The following is a 13,189-nucleotide window of genomic DNA, read 5'->3' as shown; positions in this document are numbered from 1 at the left end:
ACGCTGGATAAATTTTCAGTGGTTCGGTTCGGCCGCTATCATACCCCGCTAATTAATCCCGCGCAGAACGGAGTAACCCAATGACACCTTTTAGCCTCATTTATAGCCTGCATGTCCTCGCCGCACTGGTGTGGGTCGGCGGCATGTTTTTCGCCTGGATGGTCTTGCGCCCCGCGGCCTTGAAGGCACTGGAGGGCCCTGCCCGGCTGAAGCTGTGGCTGGAAGTGTTTCAGGGTTTTTTTCGTTGGGTGTGGGTCGCGGTGGTGCTGTTGCCGATCAGTGGCGTCGGCATGATTCATTTGCAGTACAGCGGTTTTGAAACCGCACCGCGTTACGTGCAGGTGATGATGGGGTTGTATGTAGTGATGACCGCGCTGTTTATCCGGATCCAGGCGTTGATGTTGCCGGAGTTGCGCACCGCGGTAACGGCCCAGGATTGGCCGGCGGGGGCTGCGGTGCTGGGAAGGATTCGCCGGTTGGTGGGGATCAATCTGATCGTTGGCCTGGTGTTGGTGGCGATTGCGGCGGTTCGGCCGACGCTTTGATCGTTCCCACGCTCTGCGTGGGAATGCCTCAAGGGACGCTCTGCGTCCAGTGACGCGGAGCGTCACGGGCTGCATTCCCACGCAGAGCGTGGGAACGATCGGTACGGGGGGGATTACAACCGCTGCACCGTCACCGAACCCGCAGCCCCCTCCACCCCTGGCTGCCCGTCAACGCCAGGCTTGCCACTCTTGCCACCATCGGCCTTGTAGACCAGGCAGCCCTTGGCCTTGCCGCCCGCCCCTGGCTTGCCGCCAGGCCCGGCCACGCCACCGGCGCCGCCAGCCACTTGCACTTTGATCTGGTCGGCCGGGTAATCACGCGGTACGGCCAGCCTCACCGCCGCGCCAGGCGCACCGGCCTGACCATTGCTGCCATCGCTGCCGTCGGCACCGCGACCCGCCTGGCCCCAGGCGCAACCCGGTGCCTGGCCGTTGGCCCCGTCGAGGCCGACAAAGCCCGGTGCGCCCGTGCCACCGCGGGCATCCACCAGCAGTTGCGGCGCCTTCAGTGCCTTGATCTGCATGTTCAGGTTGCGCCCGGAGCGGGCAGCCTTCTGGTAAGTCCCCGGTGCGCCGCGCGCGGTGATCTGGCTGCCCTCGGACAATTCGGCACGGTTGACCTTCAGCTCCAGAGGCTGTTCGCCGGGCACTATGGTGATCCGCGCGTCACGGCCCAAGTGCAGTTCACCGACACTGACCTCGGTCACGTTCGAAGGAATCAGCAAGGTGCCGTAGTCAGCCACTTCCAGGCGTTCCAGTTGCAAGGTGCTGGCGGTGTTGGGCAGGCGCATCAGCGAGTTGGTTTCGACACTCACCACCTGGGCGCAAGCCAATGGGCTGATGAGGGCGGCGAGCAGACAGAATTTACGCATGGGAAGCCTTACGTGCGGTGGGAGCCGGGAGGGTTTGCAGGTGGAATACGCCGAAAATGAGCACTTTCAAGCGATCGAGCCAAGGATGGGCACGGCCCCTGAGGCTGCGGTAGCAGAACACCGCCTCCAGCAGATGAAGCCCCGCCAGCAGGCAGCCGGCCAGATCGACCAGCGGGTGCAGCGGATAGATGAACGGTGTGAGCTGATTGACCAGCACCACCAACCAGAACACCAGGGTCAACAGCTTCCCCAGCCCCCATATCACCTTCATACCCGCCCCCGATGAGAATTATTATTTGCTCGCACAGTAACGGCTTCCACGCGGCATAAGCCAGAGGGCAAGCGAAAATTCTTCCGGAAGATGGCAAATGGCCGACGGAACGACGTCAATCATCGCCCGACGGCTCTATCGCGGGGTTCAGCGATTGATGTGCAATTCCACGCGGCGATTTTCCGCACGGCCTTCTTCGGTTTCATTATCGGCAACAGGCTCGCTTTCACCCTTGCCTTCGCTGGTGACTTTATCGGGTGCAACGTGCTGGCTGAGCAGGTAGTCGGCGACACTGCTGGCACGCCTTTGCGACAGCTCCTGGTTGTACTCATCCGATCCGACGCTGTCGGTATGGCCGATCACCTTGATGCTCGCGACGCTGGGGTCCTGCAGTTTGCCCATGACCGAATCCAGCTTGCTTTGCATGCTGGGGGTCAAGTCAGCGCTATTGAAGGCAAACAGCACATCATCGGCATCGCTCAGGGTGATGACTTCGGCTTGCACAGGTTCAGCTTTCACGCTGGCCGGGTATTGCGGCAGTGGGCAGCCATGATGTTCCACAGGTGTATTGGCAGGGGTGTCAGGGCAGCGATCACGACGGTCGAACACGCCATCGTCGTCTTCGTCGCCATCCTGGGCATAACAGATCAAGCCACCGCTCAAGATCCCGAGCGCCGCTCCACCGGCCGCCCAACCGCTACTTCCAATAGCGCCCAGGCCTCCACCGACCAGGCCGCCAATGAGGCTGCAGATTGGCCAGGTACGTTGATTGAGGGGGGCGGTGCCATCACTGTGAGTAGCGCAACCGGTCAACAGGCTGCCAAGCAGCAGAACCGGCAAGACGGTCCGTGTGAAATTGCTCATTTTTGAAAGCTCCTGTGTCACCGGCCGATGCCGGTTACACAGGAGTAAAGACCCGCATCCACGACTGCACAAGCGGTGGATGCGAGGGGTCTAGCGGTTGATTTTGATTTCCGTGCGACGGTTCATCGCGCGGCCGTCAGCGGTTTTGTTGTCGGCAACCGGCTGGCTTTCCCCGGCGCCGCTGACCGACACGAAGCTGCTGCGAGGCACACCGCTTTCGATCAGATATTCCACCACCGAATGCGCGCGGCGGTCCGACAGTTTCTGGTTGTAGGCGTCGCTGCCCACGCTGTCGGTGTGACCGGTCACGGTCAGTCGGGCGCTGGCTGCTTCCTGTTTCAGGCGAGTGGCAATGGTGTTGAGCTTGTCTTTATCGGCGGCCGTCAGCTTGGCCGAGTCGAACTCGAAGTTGACATCGCGGATGACGATGGTTTCTTCCTTGACCACCACGACCTCTTCAACCACTGGAGCAGGCGCTGGTGGTGGGCAGCCATCGGCATCGACCTTCACGCCTCTTGGCGTGCCCGGGCACTTGTCGCGGCTATCGAGCACACCATCGCCATCTTCGTCACCATCACCGTGAACCCAGCAATAGGCTGCCGCCGTAGCACCGACTACCAACGCGCCATAACCGGCCCATGATGAACTCTCGGTCGCGCCGAGACCCGCACCTACGACACCACCGACCGCGGCACAGGTCGGCCAGTCGGTTTTCTGCAAACCTGCGCAACCAGTCAACACACTGGTTAGCAGAACCAGGGGTAATGCTGTCCGAACTATGCTCATCTAGTTTTCTCCTGAAGGATCGGCTTAGAACCGATTCAGGGAGTAAAGACCGGAGTTTTAATCTCCGCCAGCAATAGGCCATAGCAGTTTTGTCCCGTGTTCACAGGCGATCGTGACTTTTCAGGCAAAGCCGCTCTAGGATCGAACAAGCGGGCAGGCTAGTCTTGGCAAATCTGATTGAGGATCTTCGATGATTGCAGGTATTTCTTCACGTACGCCGCAGCAGGCGTTGGCCGCTTTGCTGGACCGTTATGCCCCTGCGCGCCTGTTGTTGATTGGCGCCAGCGAGTTCCCCGCGCTTGAGGCCTTCAAGCTTGCGCACCCGGACACCAGCGTCGCGCATACGGCACCCGGGCCGTTGCCCGCTGAGCTGGCGGCGCGCCGCTTTGATCTGGCGCTGGTGGTCGACTGCCTCGAACACTTGCCCAAGCGTGATGGCCTGAACCTGCTCGGTGGCATTCGCAACCTCAACGCCAGCCGCATCGCGGTGCTGGCCGACCTGCCGGCGAGCGGCTGGCAGGAAACGGATTTTTTCTCCCTGGCGCTGCAAGCCAGTGAACGCTTCCAGCGTGACGAACAGGTACTGACGCTGTTCACCTATGATCTGCTTGAATACAAACAAGTACCCGACTGGCTCAACTCGCGGTTCTGGGCCAATCCGGAAAATTTCGGGAAATACTGGTGGTAACGCAATGAGTACATCCATTTGCCCTTGCGGCAGCGGCACCCTGCTCGATGCCTGCTGCGGCCATTACCATGCCGGGCATCCGGCACCCTGCGCCGAAGCCCTGATGCGCTCGCGCTATAGCGCCTACGTGCTGGGCCTGATCGATTACCTGGTGGCCACCACCCTGCCCGCCCAGCAGAGCGGGCTCGATCGACAATCGATCACTGACTGGAGTGCCCAGAGCACCTGGCTGGGCCTTGAAGTCGAGAGCTCCGAAGTACTCGGCGGCCAGCCGGAGCATGCCTTCGTCACGTTCACCGCACGCTGGCACGACGGCAGCGGCGAACACAGCCATCGCGAACGTTCCTCGTTTGTGCAGAATGCCGGACGCTGGTACTTCATCGACCCTACCGTGCAACTGGACATCGGGCGCAACGACGCCTGCCCTTGCGCCAGTGGGCATAAGTTCAAGAAGTGCTGTTCGGGGTATTTTGGTAGCTGATACAAGGTCAACGGCTAGACTGGGGTTCAAGGGAGACAAACGACCATGATCACCCAGCAACTCTCACGCATTCTACTCACGCTGGCTCTTTGCTTGGGGCTCGGCGGCTGCGCATCCTGGTTCAGTACCGATGAACCAGACCCCGAGGTGCATCTGGTCAAGGTCGAAGTCGTGCGGGCCAAGCTGATGGAGCAACGGTTTGTCCTGCACTTTCGCATCGACAACCGTCGCGACAGCGAGTTGACCGTGCGCGGCCTGGAATATCGCATCCACTTGGGCGACATCCTGTTGGCCGAAGGCGAGCATGAGCACTGGGTCTCCGTTAACCCCAGGAGCAGCCGTTTTTACAAGGTGCCGATCCGCACCAACCTCTGGCCCAAGGTCAAGGACCTGGTCAAACAGCTGAAAAACCCCGAGCAGGCCGTTCCCTATCGTCTGGAAGGTGAGATGGAAACCGGTTTATTCATCGCTCACTACGTGCACCTGGCACGTAATGGCGTGATAATCCCCGCCGATCTAACTCCGGAGCAACCTCGATGACCCAGCAACCCCATGTTCATGGCCCAGACTGCAACCACGATCATGACCACCACCAGCATGATCACGACCATGGCCATGTCCACGGCCCGAACTGCGGCCACGCCCACCAGGAACCGGTGCGCAACGCCTTGAAAGACGTTGGCCGCAACGACCCTTGCCCATGCGGCAACGGCAAGAAGTTCAAGAAGTGCCACGGCGCTTGATCGGCTGAACTGTAGGGCTGGCTTGTCGGGTCGCCGGCTTGTAGAAAGCGGCAGGCTGACATACCGCGCTGTCTGGTTCGCCGGCAAGCCTGGCTCCTACGACGCTTCAGTCGTTATTCAGGATATGTGCGCTGCTGACGACTGTGGCGTACTCGCCATGCAGGTTCCCCAGCGACATCCCATGCACCTCTTCGGCTGAATGGGCATTGCCAAAAAAGTCGGCCTTGTCGAAGGTAAAGCAACCATCCTCCACCACCCAGGTCTCAAATCCCAGGTTACCTGCCGTGCGCGCCGTGGACTCCACCGAGTTGTGAGTCGCCACGCCAACGATGACCAGTTGCGCGATCCCCGCCTCACGCAAAACGGCTTCCAGCCCCGTCGAACAAAACGCATCCGGTACCTGTTTTTGAATGTGTCGTTCGCCAGGCGCAGGCAGGAACCGTTCCTGAAATTCCACCCCGGACTGCCCGGGCCAGAACACTGAATCCTCTGAACGGGACAGATGCTGCACGTGGATCACCGGCCGAGCGCTGCGGCGCCAATGGCCCAGCAGTGCCAGCATGCGTTCCTCGGCGTGGGGATTGTTCCGCCGACCGAGCTTGGGGTGCAGGATGCCTTTCTGTTGGTCGATGATGATCAGCGCCGCGTTGGTCTTGAGCTCCATGCAAACTTTTCTCGGACAGGGTTGAAGGGTATGGGCAGATTTTGCAGATTATTTCATAAGGATCGCTCCCATGTTGCATGGGAGCGATCACCCGCGCGGGCTCAATGACCGAACACGCCCACCTTCTTGGCTTTCTTTTCCGTGCGCTTTTCGATGGCGGTTTTCAGCGGTTTTTTCTTCGCTGCTTTCTTCGAATCCATACCTTTGGACATGATGCGTACTCCACGGACAGGGGATGTGAGATCAGGTATACACCTATCGCAGCCGACGTGTTCTTTTATAATCCCAGGCTTTGAGCACCGACAGTCCAAGACCATGCCCGATACCCAGTACACCCGGCTCGAAGAGCCGTTATGGCCGCTGATGAACAAGTTTTATCGCGCCCACCAATCGTCGATGAAGGCGGTGCGCGACGCACAATTGTGGGTGGCGCGGCGCGACGAGATCGTCGCAGCGCTGTGCTTGCGGCCTGTGTCCGGCGGGCATTGGCTGACCGGACTGTTTGTCGACCCGGCCTGTCGCGAACAGGGTGTCGCCGCCGCACTGATCGCCGCGGCCACCCGCCACATTGAAAGCCCGGTATGGCTGTTCTGTCATCCGGACTTGCGTGATTTTTATCAACGTCGTGGCTTTGCCTTCGATCCACCGATGCCTTACGCCATGGTCGAGCGTCTGAGTCGCTACGCCCGCAGCAAGCCGATGATCGCCATGGGCCTGGCGCCGTAGAACAGCTCAGTCGTCTGCGTTGGGATCAAGGTCCGGGAACATCACTTCGGTAAACCCGAACTTGCTGAAGTCGCTGATGCGCGACGGGTACAACCGACCGATCAGGTGGTCGCACTCGTGCTGCACCACCCGCGCGTGAAACCCCGAAGCGATACGCACGATCGGCTCGCCCTTGGGGTCGAACCCTTCGTAGCGGATGTGTTGATATCGATCCACCGCGCCGCGCAGGCCAGGCACCGACAGGCACCCTTCGAAACCCTCTTCCAGGATCGGGCTCAGCGGCGTGATCAGCGGATTGATCAAAATGGTCTGCGGTACCGCTTCGGCGTCCGGGTAACGTTCGCTGTGCTCGAAGCCGAAGATCACCAGTTGCAGGTCGACACCGATCTGCGGCGCAGCCAGGCCAACCCCGCCGACGCTTTCCATGGTCTGGAACATGTCGTCGATCAGTTGCCACAACTCGGGGCTGTCGAACATCTCGGCCGGCACTTGCGGGGCAATGCGCAGCAAGCGTTCATCGCCCATTTTCAGGATTTCACGGATCATGGTCAGGTTTCGTCAATGGTCGGTTTGGGTTTTGAATGATCGCGGCCCAGTCCCGACACGTGGTGTTTTTCCTCATGGACGGGGCCATGCTCGCCGGGGACCTTCTCGCCAGGTTCCTTGCCCTCGCGCGACATGTGCTCGATCACCGCATTCATTTCCGCGCCCAGCAACAACACGGCGGCGGATATGTAGAAGTACAGCAACAGCACGATGATCGCACCGATACTGCCATACATGGCGTTGTAGTTGGCGAATTCCTTGACGTACAAACCGAAGCCCAGGGACGCGATGATCCACACCACCACGGACAGCACCGAACCTGGGGTGATGAAGCGAAACTCCTGTTTAACGTCGGGCATAACGTAGTAGATCAATGCCACGGCGACCATCAACAGAATAACGATCACCGGCCAGCGCGCGATGCTCCACAGCGTGACGATGAAGTACTCAAGACCAACTTGCGCCGCGATCCAGCTCATCACCTGCGGCCCGAGCACCATCAGGGCGGCAGCGATAAGCAGCATCCCGGCGATGCCGACGGTGTATATGATCGACAGCGGAAAGCGCTTCCACGCCGGCCGGCCTTCAACCACATCGTAGGCGGCGTTCATCGCACTCATCATCAGGCGCACACCGGCCGAGGCGGTCCACAGGGCAATCACGATACCCACTGACAGCAGGCCACCCTTGGATTGCTGGAGCTGGTCGATCACCGGGTTCACCTGTTCCAGCGCCTGGGGTGGCAAAACCAGTTCCGATTGCAGGCGCAACCAGGAAAAGAAATCCGGCAGGTGCAGGAAGCCGATCAGGGCAATCAGGAACAGGATGAACGGAAACAGCGAAAACAGCATTTGATAGGCCAGCGCCGAGGCATAGGTCGACATCTCGTCATCGACGAACTCGGTGACCGTGCGCATCATCACACGGTGCAGGGGCAGGCCTCTCATGTCCGGGAAAATCATTCGCGTCTCCATTCGCCGCATACAGGGTTGGGTTGAGATCGTGGCGACTCAGGGGCCGCTTGTATTGATCAAACTAGCCTACCTGGCGACTTTGAAACGATTTCGTCGCTCAAGTTCAGGCTGACACAAAAACGGCCATCCGTGGATGGCCGTTTCTTACGCTCACAAAAGGCCGTATTACGCTTTGTCGACACCTTTCTTGATCGCGTCCTTGGCTTTGCCGACAGCCTGCTGGGCCTCGCCTTTCCTTTCCTGAGCCTTGCCTTCGGCTTGCAGGTTGGGGTTATTGGTGGCCTTGCCCACGCCTTGCTTGACGTTACCCGCGGCTTCGTTGGCCATGCCTTTGACTTTATCGCTTGTGCTGCCCATGGTGTTTCTCCTGTGAACATCTCAATGAGAAAAAGTGGTTACACAAGGTTGACCGGGGGCGTTTGCAGGGAGTTTCATTTATTTTCCGCTGACATTTCATCGTTCAATGCAGGTTGGGCTTTATGTTTGCCCGGCAACCCCCGAGAATGCGCAACGTATTCAGGCCCTGGCGCTGAAGATCCAATTTTGTAGGAATGTTATGAAACTCGATAAAAAGCAGGCCATTGCCCGCAGAAATCAGGAACTCGGCGGTGCTGTGCTTGGCGTCAACAATTGCCACTTCACCGAACTGAACCGCAACCGCAACATCTGGTGGTTCGACATCCCGGTGTCGCGCCTGGCGGTGGGTCAGTACGAGTGGATTCACCTGCTGATGCACACCCCGGACACCGACGAACTGCTGCACCTTAAAGTGCCGACGGTGTTCCTGCGCGAGAAGCTCGAAGGCCTGGTGGTACGCAACGAAGGCAAGCGCAAAGCGGCCCTGAGCCTGGAACTGAGCGCCGACAAGGACTCGTTCCTGCAGGACATGCGCCCGGCGGGCACCAACGTCAATTTCGCGCCGTTCCGCCAATAACCAAAAGATCGCAGCCTGCGGCAGCTCCTACAGGGATCGCATTCCCCTGTAGGAGCTGCCGCAGGCTGCGATCTTTTGATCTTGCTTCAACAAAAGCCCCGCATCTGCGGGGCTTTTTTGTTACGCGGCGGTTTTCTTCGCGTTGATCTTTTTCAACTCTTCATCACGCAGTTCACGACGCAGGATCTTGCCGACGTTGGTGGTCGGCAGCGCATCGCGGAATTCCACGGCTTTCGGAACCTTGTAGCCGGTGACGTTGGCGCGCATGTGCTCCATCACCGTTTCCTTGGTCAGGGTCACGCCCGGCTTGGCGACGATGAAAATCTTGATCGCCTCGCCCGACTTCTCGTCCGGCACACCGATGGCCGCGCATTGCAGCACGCCCGGCAGGGTCGCCAGCACGTCTTCCAGCTCGTTCGGGTACACGTTGAAACCGGACACCAGGATCATGTCTTTCTTGCGATCGACAATGCGCATGTAGCCATCGGGCTGGATCAGCGCGATGTCGCCGGTCTTCAACCAGCCTTCGCTGTCGAGGATTTCATCGGTGGCGTCCTGGCGCTGCCAGTAGCCCTTCATGACTTGCGGCCCTTTCACACAGAGCTCGCCGATTTCGCCCATCGGCTGCTCGACACCGGCATCATTGACGATTTTGCACAGGGTCGACGGCACCGGAATGCCGATGGTGCCGATCTGGATGTTCTGGATCGGGTTGACCGTGGCCACCGGGCTGGTTTCGGTCATGCCGTAACCTTCGCAGATGGCGCAACCGGTGACCGCTTTCCAGCGCTCCGCCGCTGCCAGTTGCAGGGCCATGCCGCCGGACAGGGTGACTTTCAGGCCTGAGAAATCCAGCTTACGGAAGCCTTCGTTGTTGCACAGGGCCACGAACAGGGTGTTGAGGCCGACGAAACCGCTGAACTTCCACTTCGACAGTTCCTTGACCATCGCCGGCAGGTCGCGCGGATTGCTGATCAGGATGTTGTGGTTACCGATCAACATCATCGCCATGCAATGAAAGGTGAAGGCATAGATGTGGTACAGCGGCAGCGGCGTGATCAGGATCTCGCAGCCTTCATTGAGGTTGGAGCCCATCAGCGCCTTGCACTGCAGCATGTTCGCCACCAGGTTGCGGTGGGTCAGCATCGCGCCCTTGGCCACGCCGGTGGTGCCGCCGGTGTATTGCAGCACAGCCACATCGCTGCTGGCCGGGCTGGCTTCGGTCACGGGCTGGCCATGCCCCTTGCTCAGCACGTCGTTGAACTTGACGGCTTTGGGCAGGTGGTAGGCCGGCACCATCTTCTTCACGTACTTGATCACGCTGTTGATCAGCAGACGCTTGAGCGGTGGCAGCAGGTCCGCCACTTCCGTGACGATCACGTGCTTGACCCCGGTTTTCGGCACCACGGTTTCAGCCAGGTGCGCCATGTTGGCCAGGCAAACCAGGGCTTTGGCACCGGAGTCGTTGAACTGGTGTTCCATCTCCCGTGCGGTGTACAGCGGGTTGGTGTTGACCACGATCAAGCCGGCGCGGATGGCACCGAAGACGGCAACCGGGTACTGCAACACGTTCGGCAGTTGCACGGCGATTCGATCGCCCGGCTGCAAATCGGTATGCTGTTGCAGGTAAGCGGCAAAGGCACCGGACAATTCGTACAGCTCACCGTAGGTGATTGTCCTGCCCAGGTTGCTGAAAGCCGGTTTGTTGGCGAAGCGTTGGCAGGACTGCTTCAACACTGCCTGAATATTCGGGTACTCGTCTGGATTGATGTCGGCAGCAATTCCAGCTGGGTACTTATCCTTCCAAAAGTCTTCGATCATGGAAGCCCACTCCTCAGCAACGCGAATTCAACACCGCATTTGATGCGATTATTATTGGTGTTTGTCTATAGGTGAGTCTGGCTTTTTACTAGGCCGAGAAGTCACAAAGCGCGCCGAGAGTAGCAGCTTTAAATTGGGTCGACTAGAGCCAAAAGCAGCCTCTACGGTCACTTTTATGACTCAAGAATAGAAACCGGTCATTTTAGAGTAAAAAACCTATATGTCGCTGAAAGCCCCGAAATTCGGGGCTTTCCCTTAAACGCATCGCGGGCAAGCCCGCTCCCACAGGATTGGTGTCGTTCACAAGGAGTGTGAATGACTCAAACTTGTAGGAGCGAGGCTTGCCCGCGAACCGCGCGAAGCGCGGCCATTCAACGCTTATGCGATATCCCGCAACTCCCGCCGCAGAATCTTGCCCACCGGCGTCATCGGCAACGATTCACGCAAGACGATGTGCTTTGGCACCTTGTACGCCGTGAAGTTTTCCTTGCAGTAGGCCTTCAGCTCTTCAAGGCTGACCCCCGCCTCACGGGCCACCACGAACAACTTCACCGCCTCGCCCGAGCGCTCGTCCGGTACCCCGATCACCGCGCAGTTGGCGACTTTCGGGTGAGCCATGACCACGTCTTCGATTTCGTTCGGGTACACGTTGAAACCAGAGACGATGATCATGTCCTTCTTGCGATCGACGATGCGCACAAAGCCGTCCGGGTCGATCACCGCAATGTCGCCAGACTTGAACCAGCCTTCGGCGTCCAGCACTTCGTTGGTCGCTTCGGGTTTCTGCCAGTAGCCCTTCATGATCTGCGGGCCCTTGATGCACAACTCGCCTCGCTCGCCCAAGGGCTGTTCGACACCTTCGTCGTTGATGACCTTCAACGTGGTGCCCGGCACCGGCAGACCGACCGTGCCGATGCGCGACTGGTCGCCATACGGGTTGGTGCAGGCCACCGGCGAGGTTTCGGTCAGGCCGTAACCTTCGGTGATGCGGCAACCGGTCAACTGCTCCCAGCGCTCGGCCGTGGCCTTGACCAGTGCGGTGCCGCCGGAGTTGGTGAGCTTGAGGCTGGAGAAATCGAGGGTCTTGAAATCCGGGTGGTCCATCAGCGCGACGAACAGCGTGTTGAGCCCGAGCAATGCCGAGAACCGCCAGTTTTTCAGTTCCTTGATGAAGCCGCCAATATCCCGCGGATTGGTGATCAGCACGTTGTGGTTACCGGTCACCATCATGCACATGCAATTGGCCGTGAATGCATAGATGTGGTACAGCGGCAGCGGCGCGATCATCACCTCCTGGCCTTCACGCAGCAGCGCCTGGCCGTCGGCCGCGAACTGGCTGAGGCAGGCCCGCGCCTGCTGCATGTTCGCCACCAGGTTGCCGTGGGTCAGCATCGCCCCCTTGGCCAGGCCGGTGGTACCGCCGGTGTATTGCAGCACCGCAATATCCTTGAGGCCGGCGTTCAGCGGCTTGATGCTCTTTCCTTTGCCCTGGTGCAAGGCGCTTTTGAAGGAAATGGCCTGGGGCAAGGAATAGGCCGGAACCATTTTTTTCACCTTGCTCACCAGCGTATTGACCAGCCAGCCCTTGGCGGCGGGCATCAGGTCGCCCATCTTCGCTTCGATCAGGTACTGGATGTCGGTGTCCGCCAGCACTTCCTGGACCTTGGCCCCGAACATGTTCAGGTACACCAGTGCCCGGGCACCGGAGTCCTTGAACTGATGACGCATCTCCCGCGCGGTGTACAGCGGGTTGGTGTTGACCACGATCAGCCCGGCGCGCAAGGCGCCGAACACGGCGATCGGATATTGCAGGACGTTGGGCATCTGCACCGCGATGCGATCCCCCGGCACCAGGTCGGTGTGGGCTTGCAGGTAACCGGCGAACGCTGCGCTGTAGCGTTCCAGTTCGGCGTAGGTCAGGGTGACGCCCATGTTGCTGAATGCCGGGCGATCCGCGAACTTCTTGCAGGAACGCTCGAACACCTCGATGACCGACTTGTATTCAGCGACATCAATGTCCAGGGGTACGCCGGCCGGGCGTTTGTCATTCCAGAAATCAGGTTGCATTGTTCTTGTCCTCTTTACCTGAACCTATCCGGGGCCGCTGGTCTGTCATTTCTCGACAACAGAACGCGGAGCTTCACGGACACTAGCAGCTATGGTGAATCAGGCAAATATGGGCCAAGGCGTCATTGATCGTGTGAATCTTCCCGCCGTGGCGTGGGCTGATGCCAGCGCCGTTATGCGCTATACAATGCAACCACCTCGCGCCCC

17 protein-coding genes are annotated in these 13,189 nt (G+C 59.5%); 7 read left to right on the top strand and 10 right to left on the bottom strand.

Annotated features, from left to right (window positions below; all coding sequences use genetic code 11):
- The first annotated feature begins 80 nt into the window (after positions 1-80).
- Entirely contained in the window at positions 81-545 is a 465-nt protein-coding gene (locus tag PMI35_RS23940; RefSeq protein WP_008056814.1) for a CopD family protein, read from the top strand.
- 113 nt (positions 546-658) lie between these two features.
- Here the strand turns inward: PMI35_RS23940 and PMI35_RS23945 are convergent, their stop codons facing one another.
- The 4 genes from PMI35_RS23945 to PMI35_RS23960 form a co-directional block, all read right to left on the bottom strand.
- Complete coding sequence (locus PMI35_RS23945) at positions 659-1,417, bottom strand: collagen-like triple helix repeat-containing protein (protein ID WP_008056813.1); 759 nt, start codon at positions 1,415-1,417, stop codon at positions 659-661.
- On the bottom strand, positions 1,410-1,688 hold the full coding sequence (locus tag PMI35_RS23950; protein WP_008056812.1) for a DUF1145 domain-containing protein: 279 nt from the start codon (positions 1,686-1,688) through the stop codon (positions 1,410-1,412). Before PMI35_RS23950 ends, PMI35_RS23945 begins: the two co-directional genes overlap by 8 nt.
- Before the next feature lie 147 nt (positions 1,689-1,835).
- Complete coding sequence (locus PMI35_RS23955; protein ID WP_008056811.1) at positions 1,836-2,552, bottom strand: OmpA family protein; 717 nt, start codon at positions 2,550-2,552, stop codon at positions 1,836-1,838.
- A 90-nt stretch (positions 2,553-2,642) separates the two neighbouring features.
- Positions 2,643-3,338, bottom strand: coding sequence for an OmpA family protein (locus PMI35_RS23960; RefSeq protein ID WP_008056810.1), 696 nt, complete (start codon positions 3,336-3,338; stop codon positions 2,643-2,645).
- A gap of 190 nt (positions 3,339-3,528) precedes the next feature.
- Between PMI35_RS23960 and PMI35_RS23965 the strand changes: the two genes are divergently transcribed.
- The 4 genes from PMI35_RS23965 to PMI35_RS23980 are packed head-to-tail and all read left to right on the top strand — an operon-like array spanning position 3,529 to position 5,250.
- On the top strand, positions 3,529-4,026 hold the full coding sequence (locus PMI35_RS23965; protein ID WP_008056809.1) for a DUF6231 family protein: 498 nt from the start codon (positions 3,529-3,531) through the stop codon (positions 4,024-4,026).
- Between the two features lie 4 nt (positions 4,027-4,030).
- Positions 4,031-4,507 carry a YchJ family protein gene (locus PMI35_RS23970; RefSeq protein WP_008056808.1) on the top strand — a complete coding sequence of 159 codons (477 nt, stop codon included), beginning with the start codon at positions 4,031-4,033 and terminating at the stop codon, positions 4,505-4,507.
- 45 nt (positions 4,508-4,552) lie between these two features.
- A complete protein-coding gene (locus tag PMI35_RS23975; protein WP_008056807.1) occupies positions 4,553-5,047 on the top strand; it encodes an LEA type 2 family protein in 495 nt (164 codons plus the stop codon).
- Positions 5,044-5,250, top strand: coding sequence for an SEC-C metal-binding domain-containing protein (locus tag PMI35_RS23980; RefSeq protein ID WP_008056806.1), 207 nt, complete (start codon positions 5,044-5,046; stop codon positions 5,248-5,250). Before PMI35_RS23975 ends, PMI35_RS23980 begins: the two co-directional genes overlap by 4 nt.
- Before the next feature lie 106 nt (positions 5,251-5,356).
- Here PMI35_RS23980 and PMI35_RS23985 read toward each other — a convergent pair whose 3' ends face one another.
- Positions 5,357-5,914: a cysteine hydrolase family protein gene (locus PMI35_RS23985; protein ID WP_008056805.1), complete on the bottom strand. Its 558-nt coding sequence runs from the start codon at positions 5,912-5,914 to the stop codon at positions 5,357-5,359.
- Positions 5,915-6,229: 315 nt separating this feature from the next.
- Here PMI35_RS23985 and PMI35_RS23990 point away from each other — a divergent pair, with 315 nt between their 5' ends.
- Entirely contained in the window at positions 6,230-6,640 is a 411-nt protein-coding gene (locus tag PMI35_RS23990; RefSeq protein ID WP_008056803.1) for a GNAT family N-acetyltransferase, read from the top strand.
- 6 nt (positions 6,641-6,646) lie between these two features.
- Here PMI35_RS23990 and def read toward each other — a convergent pair whose 3' ends face one another.
- The 3 genes from def to PMI35_RS24005 form a co-directional block, all read right to left on the bottom strand.
- Complete coding sequence (gene def, locus PMI35_RS23995; protein WP_008056801.1) at positions 6,647-7,186, bottom strand: peptide deformylase; 540 nt, start codon at positions 7,184-7,186, stop codon at positions 6,647-6,649.
- Between the two features lie 2 nt (positions 7,187-7,188).
- Positions 7,189-8,148 (bottom strand): YihY/virulence factor BrkB family protein, encoded by a 960-nt coding sequence (locus tag PMI35_RS24000; RefSeq protein ID WP_008056800.1) that lies wholly within the window; start codon positions 8,146-8,148, stop codon positions 7,189-7,191.
- 177 nt (positions 8,149-8,325) lie between these two features.
- Positions 8,326-8,517 (bottom strand): CsbD family protein, encoded by a 192-nt coding sequence (locus PMI35_RS24005; protein ID WP_008056799.1) that lies wholly within the window; start codon positions 8,515-8,517, stop codon positions 8,326-8,328.
- A 199-nt stretch (positions 8,518-8,716) separates the two neighbouring features.
- Between PMI35_RS24005 and PMI35_RS24010 the strand changes: the two genes are divergently transcribed.
- On the top strand, positions 8,717-9,094 hold the full coding sequence (locus tag PMI35_RS24010) for a hypothetical protein (protein WP_008019269.1): 378 nt from the start codon (positions 8,717-8,719) through the stop codon (positions 9,092-9,094).
- A gap of 120 nt (positions 9,095-9,214) precedes the next feature.
- Here the strand turns inward: PMI35_RS24010 and fadD1 are convergent, their stop codons facing one another.
- Both fadD1 and fadD2 read right to left on the bottom strand, forming a co-directional pair.
- Entirely contained in the window at positions 9,215-10,915 is a 1,701-nt protein-coding gene (fadD1, locus tag PMI35_RS24015) for a long-chain-fatty-acid--CoA ligase FadD1 (RefSeq protein ID WP_008056797.1), read from the bottom strand.
- A gap of 378 nt (positions 10,916-11,293) precedes the next feature.
- Complete coding sequence (fadD2, locus tag PMI35_RS24020; protein WP_008056796.1) at positions 11,294-12,982, bottom strand: long-chain-fatty-acid--CoA ligase FadD2; 1,689 nt, start codon at positions 12,980-12,982, stop codon at positions 11,294-11,296.
- Positions 12,983-13,189 lie beyond the last annotated feature (207 nt).

Source organism: Pseudomonas sp. GM78 (assembly GCF_000282475.1).
Lineage (GTDB): Bacteria > Pseudomonadota > Gammaproteobacteria > Pseudomonadales > Pseudomonadaceae > Aquipseudomonas.
Note: the sequence above shows the minus strand (reverse complement) of the source record. Positions and strands in the feature narration are given on the sequence as shown.

Coding starts and splice junctions, on each gene's coding strand:
- PMI35_RS23950 (WP_008056812.1), bottom strand. CDS start 1,688: ATGAAGGTGATATGGGGGCTGGGGAAGCTGTTGACCCTGGTGTTCTGG.
- PMI35_RS23970 (WP_008056808.1), top strand. CDS start 4,031: ATGAGTACATCCATTTGCCCTTGCGGCAGCGGCACCCTGCTCGATGCC.
- PMI35_RS24005 (WP_008056799.1), bottom strand. CDS start 8,517: ATGGGCAGCACAAGCGATAAAGTCAAAGGCATGGCCAACGAAGCCGCG.
- PMI35_RS23955 (WP_008056811.1), bottom strand. CDS start 2,552: ATGAGCAATTTCACACGGACCGTCTTGCCGGTTCTGCTGCTTGGCAGC.
- PMI35_RS24010 (WP_008019269.1), top strand. CDS start 8,717: ATGAAACTCGATAAAAAGCAGGCCATTGCCCGCAGAAATCAGGAACTC.
- PMI35_RS23980 (WP_008056806.1), top strand. CDS start 5,044: ATGACCCAGCAACCCCATGTTCATGGCCCAGACTGCAACCACGATCAT.
- PMI35_RS23975 (WP_008056807.1), top strand. CDS start 4,553: ATGATCACCCAGCAACTCTCACGCATTCTACTCACGCTGGCTCTTTGC.
- def (WP_008056801.1), bottom strand. CDS start 7,186: ATGATCCGTGAAATCCTGAAAATGGGCGATGAACGCTTGCTGCGCATT.
- PMI35_RS23960 (WP_008056810.1), bottom strand. CDS start 3,338: ATGAGCATAGTTCGGACAGCATTACCCCTGGTTCTGCTAACCAGTGTG.
- PMI35_RS23945 (WP_008056813.1), bottom strand. CDS start 1,417: ATGCGTAAATTCTGTCTGCTCGCCGCCCTCATCAGCCCATTGGCTTGC.
- fadD1 (WP_008056797.1), bottom strand. CDS start 10,915: ATGATCGAAGACTTTTGGAAGGATAAGTACCCAGCTGGAATTGCTGCC.
- PMI35_RS24000 (WP_008056800.1), bottom strand. CDS start 8,148: ATGATTTTCCCGGACATGAGAGGCCTGCCCCTGCACCGTGTGATGATG.
- PMI35_RS23990 (WP_008056803.1), top strand. CDS start 6,230: ATGCCCGATACCCAGTACACCCGGCTCGAAGAGCCGTTATGGCCGCTG.
- PMI35_RS23985 (WP_008056805.1), bottom strand. CDS start 5,914: ATGGAGCTCAAGACCAACGCGGCGCTGATCATCATCGACCAACAGAAA.
- PMI35_RS23965 (WP_008056809.1), top strand. CDS start 3,529: ATGATTGCAGGTATTTCTTCACGTACGCCGCAGCAGGCGTTGGCCGCT.
- PMI35_RS23940 (WP_008056814.1), top strand. CDS start 81: ATGACACCTTTTAGCCTCATTTATAGCCTGCATGTCCTCGCCGCACTG.
- fadD2 (WP_008056796.1), bottom strand. CDS start 12,982: ATGCAACCTGATTTCTGGAATGACAAACGCCCGGCCGGCGTACCCCTG.